This window comes from Prauserella salsuginis (genome assembly GCF_024648885.1).
Taxonomy (GTDB): Bacteria; Actinomycetota; Actinomycetes; order Mycobacteriales; family Pseudonocardiaceae; genus Prauserella; species Prauserella salsuginis.
Genome location: NZ_JANBBF010000010.1, coordinates 781589 through 794256 on the forward strand (window position 1 = coordinate 781589; position 12668 = coordinate 794256).

A 12668-nucleotide genomic window follows, 5' to 3' on the forward strand; every position below is an offset into this window, starting at 1 on the left:
TCAGTGTCCCAGCGCGGCGGGCCTCGGGCTCCACCAGTGCTCTGTGATCTCCAGCTCTTCGCCGGTCAGGACGGCCACGGAGGCGTCGTACCCGTCGCCGGGGCGCAGGGAGGCGAGCCGAGTGGTGGCAGGGTCGAGTGCGGGCGACTCCGAGGCCACGAGGCGCGCCGGCTCGCCGGGTTCCGACAGCGTGAGGCTCGTCAGCCCGATGCGCAGTCCTTTCCCGGTCGCCTTCATGAGGGCTTCCTTGCCGGTCCAGTAGCGGAAGAACGCGCGGGTGCGGTCACTGTCGGCAAGGCCGGCGACGGCGGCGCGTTCGGCGTCGGACAGGGCGTAGTCGAGGAGCCCGTCGTCGGCGTGCCGTGTCGTCGCCTCGACGTCGAGTCCCAGCTCGGCACCGTCGGTCAGGGCGAGGCCGACCCGGTCGCCCGCGTGGGAGATCGACAGCCGGAGTGTGCTGCCGGGGATGCGTGGCGGGCCGTGCTGCTTGTCGCAGTCGTCGCACGCCGCGTCGAACACCACGTCGGCCGCGGGCGTGCCGAGTCGTTCGCCGATGAGGGTCTTGGCCATGACCCGTCCGGTGAGGAACCGCCGACGGTCGTCGGATTTGCGGTACGCCGAGTACCGGTCCCGTTCGACGTCGGTCAGGAGCCCGCGGTGTTCGGCGGTGTCGTCCACCGGAACCGCCCACCACACGGCACACGTGATCATGCCGAAAAGGATAGCGGCGCGGAGCGCCTCGATGGGGGGTGGCGGTTGGGCGAGGGCGCGGTCACGTGAGTGCCCCGGGGTGGTCGATCGGGCGGACCGTCAGGTGTCGAAGGTTCCCTTCGGGGCCGCGCGGAGGTGGGCACGTTCACCCTGGGTGCCGAACAGGCTGAGGAACTCGACGGGTTCGCAGTCGGCCGAGCCGAACCAGTGCGGTACGCGGGTGTCGAACTCGGCGGCCTCGCCGGGGGTGAGCACCAGGTCGTGTTCGCCGAGCACGAGCCGCAGCCGCCCGTTGAGCACGTAGAGCCATTCGTATCCCTCGTGCCCCTGCGGCTCCGGTTCCGGCGGCGCGTCGCATCCGTTCAGCACGATCTTGTACGCCTGGATCCCGCCGGGCCTGCGGGTGAGCGGCAGCATCGTCATGCCGTGCCGGGTGACCGGACGCAGGTGTACGCGCGGATCGCCGGTCGGCGGTGCGTCGACCAGTTCGTCGAGCGCGACGCCGTAGGTCTTGGCCAGTGGAAACAGCAGTTCGAGCGTCGGCCTGCGGGCGCCCGATTCGAGTCGCGACAGGGTGCTCACCGAGATGTCGGTCCGGTCGGACAACTCCGCCAGCGTCAGGCCCTGCCGCGTGCGCAGTGCGCGCAGTCTCGGCCCGACCGCGTCCAGTGCCTGTCCCAGCTTGTCGTCCATACCCGCGATTTTGCCACCCCGGCAAAGAACTTTGCCACACAACGCGGCAGCGGTGCAGAGTTGCCCGTGGAGGTATCCGCAGGCAAGGAGACGAGGAGGACACGGTGACAGAGCAATGGGAAGGCGACTACGATGTCGCGGTGATCGGGGGCGGAGCGGCCGGGCTCAACGCGGCGCTGATGCTGGCTCGCGCACGTCGCAGCGTGGTCGTACTCGACGCGGGGGAGCCCCGTAACGCACCCGCGGACGCGGTGCACGGTCTGCTCGGCAGGGAGGGCGTTCCGCCGGCCGAACTGTTGGAACGTGGCAGAGCCGAGGTGCGCGGCTACGGCGGCCGGGTCGTGACCGCGGAGGTCGAGGCCGTGTCGGCCGGCGACGACGGACGGTTCATCGTGTCGACGTCCGGAGGGCGGTCGGTGCGGGCGCGCCGGGTGCTCGTGACGACCGGTCTCGTCGACGAACTGCCCGACATCGCCGGGCTGCGCGAACGGTGGGGGCGCGACGTCGTGCACTGTCCGTACTGCCACGGCTGGGAAGTGCGCGATCGGGCCATCGGGGTGATCGCGAACGGGCCGATGGCGCTGCACCAGGCGTCGCTGTTCCGGCAGTGGAGCGCCGACGTGGTCTTCTTCTCCCGAGGTATGGAGCTGACCGGCGACCAACGGGAGCAGCTTCTCGCGCGGGACATCCGCATCGTGGCCGGCGAGGTCGACGCACTCGTGATCGACGACGACCGGATCACGGGCATTCGCACGGCCGGTGGTGAGACGGTCCCGAGGGACGTCGTGGCCGTGGGGACCCGGATGACGGCACGGGCGGGATTGCTGGCCGGACTGGGACTGCGGCCGAGGGAACACCCGTCGGGGGCGGGCGATCACCTGCCCGTCGACGTGCGCGGCGAGACCGAGGTGGCCGGAGTGTGGGCTGCGGGCAACGTCACCGACCCGTCTGCGCAGGTGGGCAACGCCGCGGCGGCCGGTGCATTCGCGGCCGCGCAGCTCAACGGCGATCTCGTGGGAGAGGACACCCGGCTGGCGGTCGCCCGGTACCGGGACGCGGCCGTCGCGGCGACCGGCTGACGGCTCCGGGCGGCGAACACCCCGGGAGGGCACAGGAACCGACCGGCAACGCTCACCGGCCACCGGCCACGCGGACGGTCACGTGCCGGGTGGCCGGTGGGCGAGGCGGTGCGCTCGTACTGGTGCGTTCGTATTACGAAGATTCGTTCTTGGTGCTTGTACTGCAGGATCGCGGGCCTGCCGGCGACGCGGGCGCATCACCGCGACGCCGGAAAGCCCGGCCGCTGACCGGGCGCGACCTTCAGGGACCGGTGGTCAGGACCGGTTGCCCTGCTTGATCGCGAGGGGAACGCCCGCCAGATCCTCCTCGTTGCAGAGGATCTTCAGGTTGTAGTACGGGTATCCGTCGCGATCGTCGTAATCGAGGTGGATGGCGATGACGTCTGCGGGTTCGCCGAGCCACCGCTGCGCCTCGCGGAGCCAGGTCGCGCCGCGCTCCAGAGCGGCGGGAAGATCGTCGTCACGGAACTCGACGGGACGGTAGGGCACATCGTGGATGTGGTCCTGCGGATCGGTGGGCGTGGGAAGCCCGGGCGCGACGCCCTCGTCGTTGAGTTCCAGGTGGATAGTCTGTTCACTCACCCCACGAGCGTCCCCCAGCTGCGGCGTCAGGGCAAGCGCCACCCCCTCCGCGCTGGGCCGATACGCCCTCATCGGGGCTGTCGCGGCGGTGCGCCGACCATGCGCCGCGCGAGGTCGGCGTAGTGGTCCGCGAGGTCGCTTCTGCCCAGCTCGCCGCCGGGAGAGAACCACCGGGCCACGCCGTTGCACATGTCGAGCAGTGCCAGCCGTGTCGTCGCGGGCCGGGTGGTGGTGAACACACCGCTGTGCAGGCCGTCGTCGATGGTGTCCGACCACAGCTTCTCGTACGAGTCCCGGATGCCGACGACGTCCCGCCGGGACGCGGGCGTCAACGCGTCGACCTCGTTGTCCACGACCCGGGTGCGCATCGGCTCGCGTGCGTGCCGGGTCACGTGCAGCGCCACGAGCCGGTCGAGCCGTTCGACGGGGTCGTCGACGCCGTCGAGCTCACCGAGGGCGGCATCGAGCAGGCTCTGCAGCGAGGTGCGCATGATGTCCGCGAGCAGCCGCTCCTTCGTGGGCATGTAGTGGTACAGGCTGGCCGACGAGAGGTCGGCGGCCTTGGCGAGGTCGCGGATGCCGGTGCCATGGAACCCTTTCGTGGCGAACAGCCGCACCGCGGCGCGGTGCACACGCTCCCGGGCAGGCCTGCCGCCGGCGGGTTTCGTCACAGCCATGCGCCCGCCTTCCGGTCGTAGGCACCGGTGCGCTGATCGCCCTGGCGCAGCTGTCCTTTCGCGACGCGCTCCGACGGGGTCATCGGCAGCTCGTCCACAACGGACCAGAACCGCGGTACCTTGAACCGTGCGAGTTTCGTCTCGCAGAACTCGGCGAGTTCCTCCGGATCGTGCTCGGTGCCGAGCACCACGTACGCCTTGACCTCCTCGCCGCGCAGCTCGTCCGGCACGGCGACGACCGCGGCCGCGGTGACGCCGGGGTGCAGCAGCAGGGCGCGCTCCACCTCGTCGGCCGCGATGTTCTCCCCGCTGCGGCGGATCATGTCCTTGGTGCGGCCGATGAAGAACACCCGGCCCGCCTCGTCCATGCGCGCGAGGTCGCCGGTGTGGAACCAGCCGCCGCGGAACGCCTTCGCGGTCGCGTCCGGATCGTCGTGGTAGCGATGCATCAGACCGGTGCCGCGGATCAGCAGCTCGCCCTCGCTGCCGCGGGGCACGGGGACGCCGTTCTCGTCGGCGACGATCACCTCGCGGTGTGCCGCGGGACGCCCGATGCAGCCGCTGCCGACCAGCTCGTCGTGATCGCCGGGGTACATGCGGATGTCGCCGCCGGTCTCGGTCATGCCGAAGGCCTCGTACCACGGCACACCCCACCGGGCCTCCAGCTCGGCGTGCAGTTCCGGCGGGATGGCCGAGGCCGTGATCGCGCGTACGCGGTGGTCACGGTCCTCCGGTTGTTCGGGCATCCGCAGCAGCAGCGTCGGCATCAGGCCGAGGCAGTAGAACCACGTGACGCGGTGCTCGCGCACCTTCTCCCAGAAGGTCGACGGGTGGAACCGGTCCAGCACGACCAGGGTCGCGCCGGACCGCAGTCCCAGCGCGACGTTCCACTGTGGATCGATGTAGTGGAACGACTGTGCGGTGAGCATGACGTCCTCGGAGGAGACCGCGGGGAACGCGGTCGCCAGGTCGTCGGCGAGTGTCGTCCAGTAGCGGTGCGGCAGCACGCAGCCCTTCGGTGCACCCGTCGTGCCCGACGTGTACTGGATGTTCGTCGGCGTCTCCGGGGTGGGGACGAAGCCGGGTGCCGGCCCGGCACCGGTGAGCTCATCGGTCGTGACCACCTCCCGCAGCGCGGTGCCGGGAGCGACGGTCCGCAGCAGGCCGGCGAACTCCTCCGCCGTCACCGCCAGCGACGCGCCCGAGTGGGCGATCACGTGGCCGCCGTCGAGTTCGCGGTACCCGGTGTTGACGGGCACCATCGCCGCGCCGAGCCGGGCCAGCGCCAGCCACAGCAGCGGGAACTCGGGCCGGTTGTGCAGCATGACGGCCACCCGGTCGCCCGCTGCCACCCCGCGATCGGCCAGCGCGGCCGCGAGCAGGCCCGTGCGCCGGTCGACGTCCGCGAACGTCAATGTCTCAGGGGCGCCGTCCTGCCCGGTGTCGTCGAAGATCCATGCGGGCTTGTCCGGCCAGGTCCTGGCCGCTGTGGTGACGAGTTCGACGAGATGCGTGCTCATCGGGACCGGAACTCCTCCGCGCTCCTGTCGACCTCGGGAGTGTGCTCGGTGAGCAGGGCGTGCGTGACCTCGAGTTCCAGCACGGTCTCGACCGCGGCGTCGACGCCGTGGTCCAGTGCGCGCTTGGCCAGCGTCACCGAACGGGGTGGTTTGTCCGCCAAGGCCGAGGCCAGTTCCGTGACGCGGCTGTCGAGCTCGTCGCGCGGCACGACCCGGTTGACCAGGCCCAACTCGGCGGCGGCCGCGGCGTCGATGCGCTCGCCCAGCAACATCAGTTCCTTGGCCTTGAGCGGTCCGACCAGCAGCGGCAACAGCCGGGACGCCGCGCCGGTGACGCTCAGCCCGAGGCCGGCTTCCGGGAACGCGAACGCCGCGTCGTCGGCTGCCACCACCAGGTCGCAGCCCAGCGCGAATTCGGCACCCGCGCCGATCGCGTAGCCGTGCACGGCGGCGACGACGGGTTGCGGCAGGCCGCGGAGTCTGCGCGTGACGTCCTGCAGGCGTTCCAGCCGTGGCCGCGAATCGCCTTCGGGTGCGGGTTCCTTGAGGTCGTGCCCTGCGCAGAACGCGCGTCCCTCGCCGGTCAGCACGACCGCGCGGACGTCGGTGCGGACCGTCAGCGCGTCGAGTGCGGTGAGCAGGTCGTCGACGAGTTCGGCTGTCACGGCGTTGAGCCGCTCGGGGCGGTTGAGGCGGACGACGGCCACGCCGTCGGCGCCGGAGGTGTCGAGCTCCACGGTCGGCATGCCGCAACCCTAACGGCCCGATCAATCGATCGATAGACCAGAAGGGTGGCATTTCCGCACTGACCTGTGCTGAACTGCATGTCATGCCGGTACGTGATGCGACACCCGACGACGTCGAGGACATCTGCCTGCTCATCGAGGAGCACGCTCGTTACGAGGGCAAGGACGACCTCGTGCTCGACCGCGGCGACATGACGAAACACCTCTTCGGGCCCGAGCCGAAGGCCTGGGTGGTGATCGCCGAGGTCGACGGCGAGGCGGGCGAGCGGGTGACGGCCGGCATGGCGCTGTGCGCGTGGACGTTCCCCAGCTGGGACGCCAAGCCGGGCGTGTTCCTCGACGATCTGTTCGTCAAGCCGGAGTTCCGCAGGTACGGCCTCGGCAGGGAACTCATGGCCGAGCTGGGCAGGCGCACCAGTGGACGCGTCGAATGGGACATGCAGATGGGTAACGCCAAGGCCGAGGCCTTCTACGCCTCGCTCGGCGGCAAACCGGTCGAGGGCTGGGTCAAGTATCGCTGGCTCCCCGACCAGGAGTGAGGCTCGGCCGCCGGTTCCGTCGGAAGGACGCCGTATCTTGGAGAGCATGGAAGACGGCTCGAATCGGCGTTCGTCCTCGATCGAGGACTACATGCGCGCGATCTACGGCCTCGCCGAGCGCGGCGAGGCCGTGACGAACACGTCCCTGGCGGGCAGGCTCGAGGTGAGCCCGTCGTCGGCGTCGGGCATGGTCACCAAGCTCGCGCAGCAGGGGCTCGTCGAGCACGTGCCGTACCGCGGCATCGAGCTCACGGCCGAGGGCATGCAGCTCGCTCGGTCCGTGCTGCGCAGGCACCGGCTCATCGAGACCTATCTCGTCTCCGAACTGGGTTACACCTGGGACGAGGTGCACACCGAGGCCGACCTCCTCGAACACGTGATGTCCGAACGTCTCGTCGAGCGCATCTCGGCCAAACTCGGTGACCCGATGCGCGATCCGCACGGCGATCCGATCCCGGCTCCGGACGGCAGCGTCGAGGAGATGTCGACGCGGTTGCTCGACGAACTGCCCGCAGGCGCGGTCGGGGAGATCGCCCGGGTGTGGGACACCGACCCGGAATTGCTGCGGTTCCTCGCGGAGCGGTCGATCACGATCGGGGACAGGGTCGAGGTGCTGGAACGCCAGCCGTTCGGCGGCCCGGTCGTGGTGAAGATCGGCCCGCCCGCCGACGCCGCCACTCACGCCCTCGGCACCACCATCGCGCAGGCACTGTCGGTCACGGTCCGCTGACCGCCCCCGGCGCGCGCCCTGCGCCCACCGTTACTCGCCCACCGTCACTCGGCCGCCGCCCTTCACCGCCGCGCTGCCGCGCGACTGCGGCCACGCGCGTGTTCTGCACTCAGACCCGCGTGTCCTGCGCCCAGACCCGTGTGTTCTGCGCCCACCTGTCGCCGATGCCGCGCTGCCGCGCGACTGCGCCCACTCGTCGCCCGGCCACCCCCAACGCCGACGCCGCGCCGCGTGACAGCGCGCTCGCGCGTGTTCCGCGCCTGACCCGTGACGGCGCGCTGCCGTACGATTGCCCGTGCGTCACACGAAGTGCCCGACGGCTCCCACGGCGAGCGCCAGAAACACGGCGGGGAACGCGAGGTTGTGGAGCACTCGTGCGCGGACGTGAACGGCAACGGCGATCGCGAAGAAGCCGACGAGGCCGATCGCCGCGGCCGCACCGATGAGCGGTACGCCGGCGAACCCGAGCACCAGGCCGGCGACTCCCGCGCCCTCGACGACCGCCAGCTGGGGCAGCCACCGAGAGTCGAGGCCGACCTCGGCGCAGTTGTCGAGCACGAACCGCGCCCGCATCGCCTTGGCGACCACCTCGACAGTGTTGAGCACCGCGCAGCCGATCGCGGCAGCCAGCAGCGTGACGTCGAGCGCTCCGCTCATGGTCGTCTCCTTCGGGGTGTCCGTTGGTTCTCACCCCTTCCGACGCCACCCGTGCACGATGTGTGACAGCCGCGAGCGGGTTCCGGCGTGTGACAACCGCGCTCGAGGCGGTTTACGCGCGAGAACACCGCGCCACACCACCGCTAGCCACACAACCGCGAACGAGGCGGCTTACGCGCGAAACAACCGCGCGCGAAACAACCGCCAGCGACACGACCGTCCGCGAAACGGCCGCATGCATGACGGCTACGTGCGTCCGCCGACCGTCTCCAGGTCGGCGAACCGGCGGCGCACCTCGTCGCCGGTCAGGCCGAAGTCCGCCAACGAGTAGCGGTGCTCGGGCCGTGCCGCACCGGTGGTGCTCGCGGTGTGCAGCCGCCGCATCGCCTCGCGTGCCTCGTCGCTCAGCGGCAGGCCGAAGTGGCCGTACACGCTCTCCACGGTGCCGATCGGGTCGGCGACGAAGTCGTCGTAGTCGACGTCGAAGAACCGCCGGTGGTCGTGCCGGGAGCGGGCTTCGGTGAACGTCTCGAGCCCGCGGGCCCACAGTTCGAGCTGGTCCCGGCCGACGCGGTCGCCGGTGAACGTCTCCGACCAGCCCGCGCTCGCCTGGGCGTTGAGGCTGCACACCGAGGCGATCGCGGTTTCGGGTGCACGGTGCGTCTGGATCACCAGTGCGTCGGGGTACACCTGCAGCAGCTCGTCGAGCGCGAACAGGTGACTCGGGTTCTTCAGCACCCACCGGCGGCCGGCGTCGGGCAGTCCGATCAGCTGCAGATTGCTGCGGTGCCGCAGGTAGGCCGCCGTCCAGTCCTGTTCGGACAGCCACTCCGAGTAGGACGGCACGTGCGCCAGGCATTCGTACGACACCGAACGCAGCGACTGCCGCAGCAGCTGCCAGCATTCCTCGACCTGGCCGGCCGACATCGCGTGTACGCCCATGAACTCCGGGTTCTCGACGTGGTACTGCTCGTAACCGGCCTGGATGCGCTGGAACACCGGGTTGTCGGGCCACGTCTCACGCTCCGGGCGCGGCTGCGGCACCTCCGTCAGCCACACCTCGAGTCCCTGACTGGCGGGGTCGGCGGTCAGCAACCGGTGCAACGCGGTCGTTCCCGTGCGCGGCAGGCCGGTGACGAAGATCGGCCGCTCGATCGCGACGTCGGCGTACTCGGGATGCTGTTTCCACGCCGCCTCGCTGAGCGACCGAGCCATCAGCGCGCCGCGGAGGAAGGCCCGTTTCACCTTGCGCCCCAGCGGGGTCAGCGCCGCCTCTCGTTCGTAGGAGTCGAGCAGTACGGTGAGGCCGTCGGTGTAGTCGTCGCTGCCGAAGTCGTCGAGCCCGGTGATGCGGCTCGCGGATTCGTGCAGCTCGTCGATGGTCGCGACCATGACACCGCCTTCCTCAGTGGTGGAACTCGCCCGCGTTGACGTCGAGGCACTGGCCGGTGATCGCCCGTGCCATGGGGGATGCGAGGAACACGACGGCGTCGGCGATCTCGTCCGGTTCGGGAAGCCTCCGCAGATCGGTGGTCGCGGCTGTCTCGTCGTAGACCTGCCCGGGGTCGACCCCGCGTTCGCTCGCGAGGTGGGCGAAGTAGGCCTGCAGCATGTCGGCCCAGATGTAGCCGGGTGCCACCGAGTTCACGCGCACGCCTGACGGACCGAGTTCCGAGGCGAGGCTCTGCGACACCGACAGCAGCGCCGATTTCGCCATTTTGTACGCGCCGTAGAGCTGCCGGGAATGCCGCAGCACCGCCGAGTTGATCATCACGACGGAGCCCGCGGGTGCGAGCTGCGGTGCGAACAGCCGCGTCAACCGCAGCGCCGCGAACACGTTGACCTCGAGGCCCGTGCGGAGCCTGTCGATCCGCACGTCGGTCAGGTCGGCCATCGGCGGCATCGTGAAGGCGTTGTTCACCAGGGCGTCGACCCGGCCGAACTCGGCGACCGTCGAGTCGACGACGCGGGCGCACGCGTCGTCGTCGGTGATGTCGGCGGGCACGGTGAGCGCGCGCCTGCCGTGTTCGCGCACCTCGGCCGCCACCTTCGCGAGCCGCTCCTCGTCCCGCGCGACGAGTGCGACGTCGGCACCCGCGTGTGCGCTGCGCACCGCGATCGCCCTGCCCAGCCCAGGACCGGCACCGGACACCACGACGACCTTGCCCTCCAGGGCCGTCATCCGAGCATCCTCGTCGCGAACTCGGCCTGTCTGCGGGCGATCCGGGCCGACCACTGCTCCGGCGTGACCCTGGCCCGGTCGTGGAACGGCAGCCGCGTCGGCAGCTCGTCGACGTCGACGACCTCGGCGGTGGGTCCGTCGGCTTCGCCGAGTTCCCGCGATAGCCGCTGCCAGCGCAGCTGCACGTACCCGCGGTCGTGCCCCAGTCGCTCCAACCAGTTGGCGACGCCGGGGTCACGCTCACTGATGACGAACCGGAACTTCCCGTCCGGGTCCACAGTGGCCTGATCGGCGGTGAGGCTCGTCTGGTGGTTGACGTAGTCGAGCGAGATGTACCACATGCTGCCGAGCTGGATGCCCTGATAGGGCGCGTCCGACTTCGGTACCGTCACGATCATCGCCTTGTCGTCGGGCAGGTCGTAGTGCCCCACGGACGAGAACTGCGTCGCGAGACCACCCGGTGTGGGGCGGGGTTCGGTCAGCGTGTTCACCGGCAGCTTGAGGTAGAACCACTCGGGGAAGGCGAGGAACGTCCGCAGCCGGCCGAGCAGCATCTTGCCGGCCACGCCGTACCGTTTGGCCATCGCACGGCGGTCGAGCGGTGGTGGGGCGGTGCCCGCGGTGTCGTCCCGGTGGATGCGCAGCGTGCCGCGGCGTTCGGCCCAGTCGCTGTAGACCTCGCGGACGACGAGCATCGCCGCACCTTCGGGGAGGGTGAAGTAGCCGCGGCCCGCCTTGCCGCGGTCCGGGCCGAAGCGGATCTGGAACGTTCCGTCGGGTGCGATGTCGAGCTCGCGGTCGTCGAACGCGGTCAGGCTGTCGGGCACCTCCACCGGCGTGTAGTCGCCGGCGAGGACCTGGAAGCTGAGATCCCGGGTGGTGCCGCGGGTGCCGGTGACGACGTACTCGGCGTCGTCGCGGATGTAGGAGTGGAAGTACAGCGCGTCCGGGTTGTCGAGGCCCATCTTCGTGTACGGACCGGTCGACTGGACGAAGAACGGATGGTCGCGCTGATAGGCCCTGGCCAGGTGCAGGCAGGCCTGGATGCCGCCCGCGAGGTAGTCGTAGCCCTCGACGAGATCCGTTTCGCTGCGGACGTGCGGTGCGTCGGCGATGACCTTCTCTGCTTCGGCGATGGCGTCGGCCAGCGGCTGCGTGATCACAGCCACACGATAGAACGTGTTCTACATAACGGTCAACGGCGCGGTCGGCCGCTCACGCCGTCTCGGCCCACAGGTTGGCCGTCAATCGCAGGCTCGGCACGTCCGCCGTGGACATCATCATCTCGTAGAGGCGCAGGTAGCCGGTGTGGGCGATGCGCCACACGCCGTCGTCGCCGCGGTGGTAGCGGTCCCGGTAGAACGCGGCGCCCTTGATCAGCACGTCGTGTTCCGGGGCGATCACCGTGTCCTCGAACGACCACGTGCCCGTCGCCGAGTCGCCTTCGATGTTGATCTCCGGCTGACCTGCGGAATGCGTCGTGATGATCGTGCCGCCGAGGTTGGTCTTCAGGAAGTCCAGGATCGCGTCGCGGCCGGTGAAGCTGAGGGGTTCGCCGAGTGCGGGGCTGCCGTAGTCGGCCGTGGCGTCGGCCGTGAGCACGTCGGTGAGCTCGTCCCAGCGTTTGAGGTCGACGCAGCGGAGGTAGCGGTACTTGGTCTGCTTGATCTCTTCCAGGGTGGCGAGGTCCATGGGGCACAAGCTTCGCGGTTCGCGCCGCCGATGGCAAGAACATGTTCTCGTCTCGACCCCGTTGGCGATCGCCGCGCCGGGCTTGCTTTGCTGGGTGAATGACCACAGACGCAGAACTCGCAGGGCAGTTGGCGGTCGAAGCCGGGAAGCTGCTGCTCGACGTGCGTGCCGAAGGCGCGGACGCGGAGCCGAAGGAGCTGGGCGACCGCGGCGACGCGCGGTCGAACGCGCTGCTGCTCGAGCGGCTCGCGGCGCAGCGGCCCGACGATGCCGTGCTGTCCGAGGAGTCGGCGGACAGCAGTGCCCGGTTGTCGGCCGACCGGGTCTGGATCATCGACCCGCTCGACGGTACGCGCGAGTTCTCTCAGCCCGGCCGTGACGACTGGGCCGTGCACGTCGCGCTGTGGCAGCGGGGCAAGGGTATCACCGATGCCGCGGTGGCCCAGCCGGAGCGGGACACGGTCTACGTGACGGGCGACGTGACACTCGCGCCGAGTCAGGGCGGCCGCCGGATCCTCGTGAGCGCGAGCAGGCCGCCCGAGTTCGCCGCCGGTGTCGCGGCCGATCTCGGCGGTGAACTGGCCCCGATGGGCTCGGCGGGCGCCAAGGCGATGGCGGTGCTGCGCGGCGAGGCCGACGCCTACCTGCACGCGGGCGGTCAGTGGGAGTGGGATTCCGCCGCGCCGGCAGGTGTCGTCCAGTCGGCCGGACTGTTCGCGTCCCGTGTGGACGGATCGCCGCTCGAGTACAACGCCCCGAATCCGTACCTGCCGGACCTGATCATCTGCAGGCCCGAACTGGCCGACGACATCCTCGCCTCGATCGCGAAACACTCCTGAGGCGCACGCCGGGTCAGCACC

General features: G+C 70.2%; 15 protein-coding genes. 4 read left to right on the forward strand and 11 right to left on the reverse strand.

The annotated features are described in order from the left end of the window. Positions 1 to 711 (reverse strand): 4'-phosphopantetheinyl transferase family protein, encoded by a 711-nt coding sequence (locus LY40_RS14760; RefSeq protein WP_258937166.1) that lies wholly within the window; start codon positions 709 to 711, stop codon positions 1 to 3. A gap of 99 nt (positions 712 to 810) precedes the next feature. Continuing rightward, positions 811 to 1404 (reverse strand): helix-turn-helix domain-containing protein, encoded by a 594-nt coding sequence (locus tag LY40_RS14765; RefSeq protein ID WP_183782772.1) that lies wholly within the window; start codon positions 1402 to 1404, stop codon positions 811 to 813. Between the two features lie 104 nt (positions 1405 to 1508). Here LY40_RS14765 and LY40_RS14770 point away from each other — a divergent pair, with 104 nt between their 5' ends. Beyond that, positions 1509 to 2483 (forward strand): NAD(P)/FAD-dependent oxidoreductase, encoded by a 975-nt coding sequence (locus LY40_RS14770; protein ID WP_258937167.1) that lies wholly within the window; start codon positions 1509 to 1511, stop codon positions 2481 to 2483. A gap of 255 nt (positions 2484 to 2738) precedes the next feature. Here LY40_RS14770 and LY40_RS14775 read toward each other — a convergent pair whose 3' ends face one another. The 4 genes from LY40_RS14775 to LY40_RS14790 form a co-directional block, all read right to left on the reverse strand. Beyond that, complete coding sequence (locus LY40_RS14775; RefSeq protein ID WP_183782776.1) at positions 2739 to 3065, reverse strand: hypothetical protein; 327 nt, start codon at positions 3063 to 3065, stop codon at positions 2739 to 2741. A 68-nt stretch (positions 3066 to 3133) separates the two neighbouring features. Then, complete coding sequence (locus LY40_RS14780; RefSeq protein WP_183782778.1) at positions 3134 to 3742, reverse strand: TetR/AcrR family transcriptional regulator; 609 nt, start codon at positions 3740 to 3742, stop codon at positions 3134 to 3136. Continuing rightward, on the reverse strand, positions 3733 to 5262 hold the full coding sequence (locus LY40_RS14785; protein ID WP_258937168.1) for an AMP-binding protein: 1530 nt from the start codon (positions 5260 to 5262) through the stop codon (positions 3733 to 3735). The genes LY40_RS14780 and LY40_RS14785 overlap by 10 nt, the downstream gene beginning before the upstream one ends. After that, entirely contained in the window at positions 5259 to 6008 is a 750-nt protein-coding gene (locus LY40_RS14790; RefSeq protein ID WP_183782782.1) for an enoyl-CoA hydratase/isomerase family protein, read from the reverse strand. The genes LY40_RS14785 and LY40_RS14790 overlap by 4 nt, the downstream gene beginning before the upstream one ends. Positions 6009 to 6091: 83 nt before the next feature. On the opposite strand from LY40_RS14790, the gene LY40_RS14795 reads away from it, so the two are divergent. Both LY40_RS14795 and LY40_RS14800 read left to right on the forward strand, forming a co-directional pair. Next, positions 6092 to 6547 carry a GNAT family N-acetyltransferase gene (locus tag LY40_RS14795; protein WP_258937169.1) on the forward strand — a complete coding sequence of 152 codons (456 nt, stop codon included), beginning with the start codon at positions 6092 to 6094 and terminating at the stop codon, positions 6545 to 6547. A 46-nt stretch (positions 6548 to 6593) separates the two neighbouring features. Continuing rightward, the gene (locus LY40_RS14800) at positions 6594 to 7277 is read left to right on the forward strand and encodes a metal-dependent transcriptional regulator (RefSeq protein WP_183782786.1); all 684 of its coding nucleotides are present in this window, start codon (positions 6594 to 6596) and stop codon (positions 7275 to 7277) included. A 300-nt stretch (positions 7278 to 7577) separates the two neighbouring features. Here the strand turns inward: LY40_RS14800 and LY40_RS14805 are convergent, their stop codons facing one another. The 5 genes from LY40_RS14805 to LY40_RS14825 form a co-directional block, all read right to left on the reverse strand. Next, positions 7578 to 7934, reverse strand: coding sequence for a DoxX family protein (locus LY40_RS14805; protein ID WP_258937170.1), 357 nt, complete (start codon positions 7932 to 7934; stop codon positions 7578 to 7580). Between the two features lie 246 nt (positions 7935 to 8180). Beyond that, on the reverse strand, positions 8181 to 9326 hold the full coding sequence (locus tag LY40_RS14810; RefSeq protein ID WP_258937171.1) for a sulfotransferase family protein: 1146 nt from the start codon (positions 9324 to 9326) through the stop codon (positions 8181 to 8183). 13 nt (positions 9327 to 9339) lie between these two features. Further along, positions 9340 to 10116: an SDR family oxidoreductase gene (locus LY40_RS14815; RefSeq protein ID WP_183782793.1), complete on the reverse strand. Its 777-nt coding sequence runs from the start codon at positions 10114 to 10116 to the stop codon at positions 9340 to 9342. After that, on the reverse strand, positions 10113 to 11279 hold the full coding sequence (locus LY40_RS14820) for a hypothetical protein (protein WP_258937172.1): 1167 nt from the start codon (positions 11277 to 11279) through the stop codon (positions 10113 to 10115). The genes LY40_RS14815 and LY40_RS14820 overlap by 4 nt, the downstream gene beginning before the upstream one ends. 52 nt (positions 11280 to 11331) lie before the next feature. Next, positions 11332 to 11808: a nuclear transport factor 2 family protein gene (locus LY40_RS14825; RefSeq protein WP_183782795.1), complete on the reverse strand. Its 477-nt coding sequence runs from the start codon at positions 11806 to 11808 to the stop codon at positions 11332 to 11334. A 98-nt stretch (positions 11809 to 11906) separates the two neighbouring features. Between LY40_RS14825 and LY40_RS14830 the strand changes: the two genes are divergently transcribed. Continuing rightward, the gene (locus LY40_RS14830) at positions 11907 to 12647 is read left to right on the forward strand and encodes a 3'(2'),5'-bisphosphate nucleotidase CysQ (RefSeq protein ID WP_183782796.1); all 741 of its coding nucleotides are present in this window, start codon (positions 11907 to 11909) and stop codon (positions 12645 to 12647) included. The last annotated feature ends 21 nt before the right edge of the window (positions 12648 to 12668 follow it).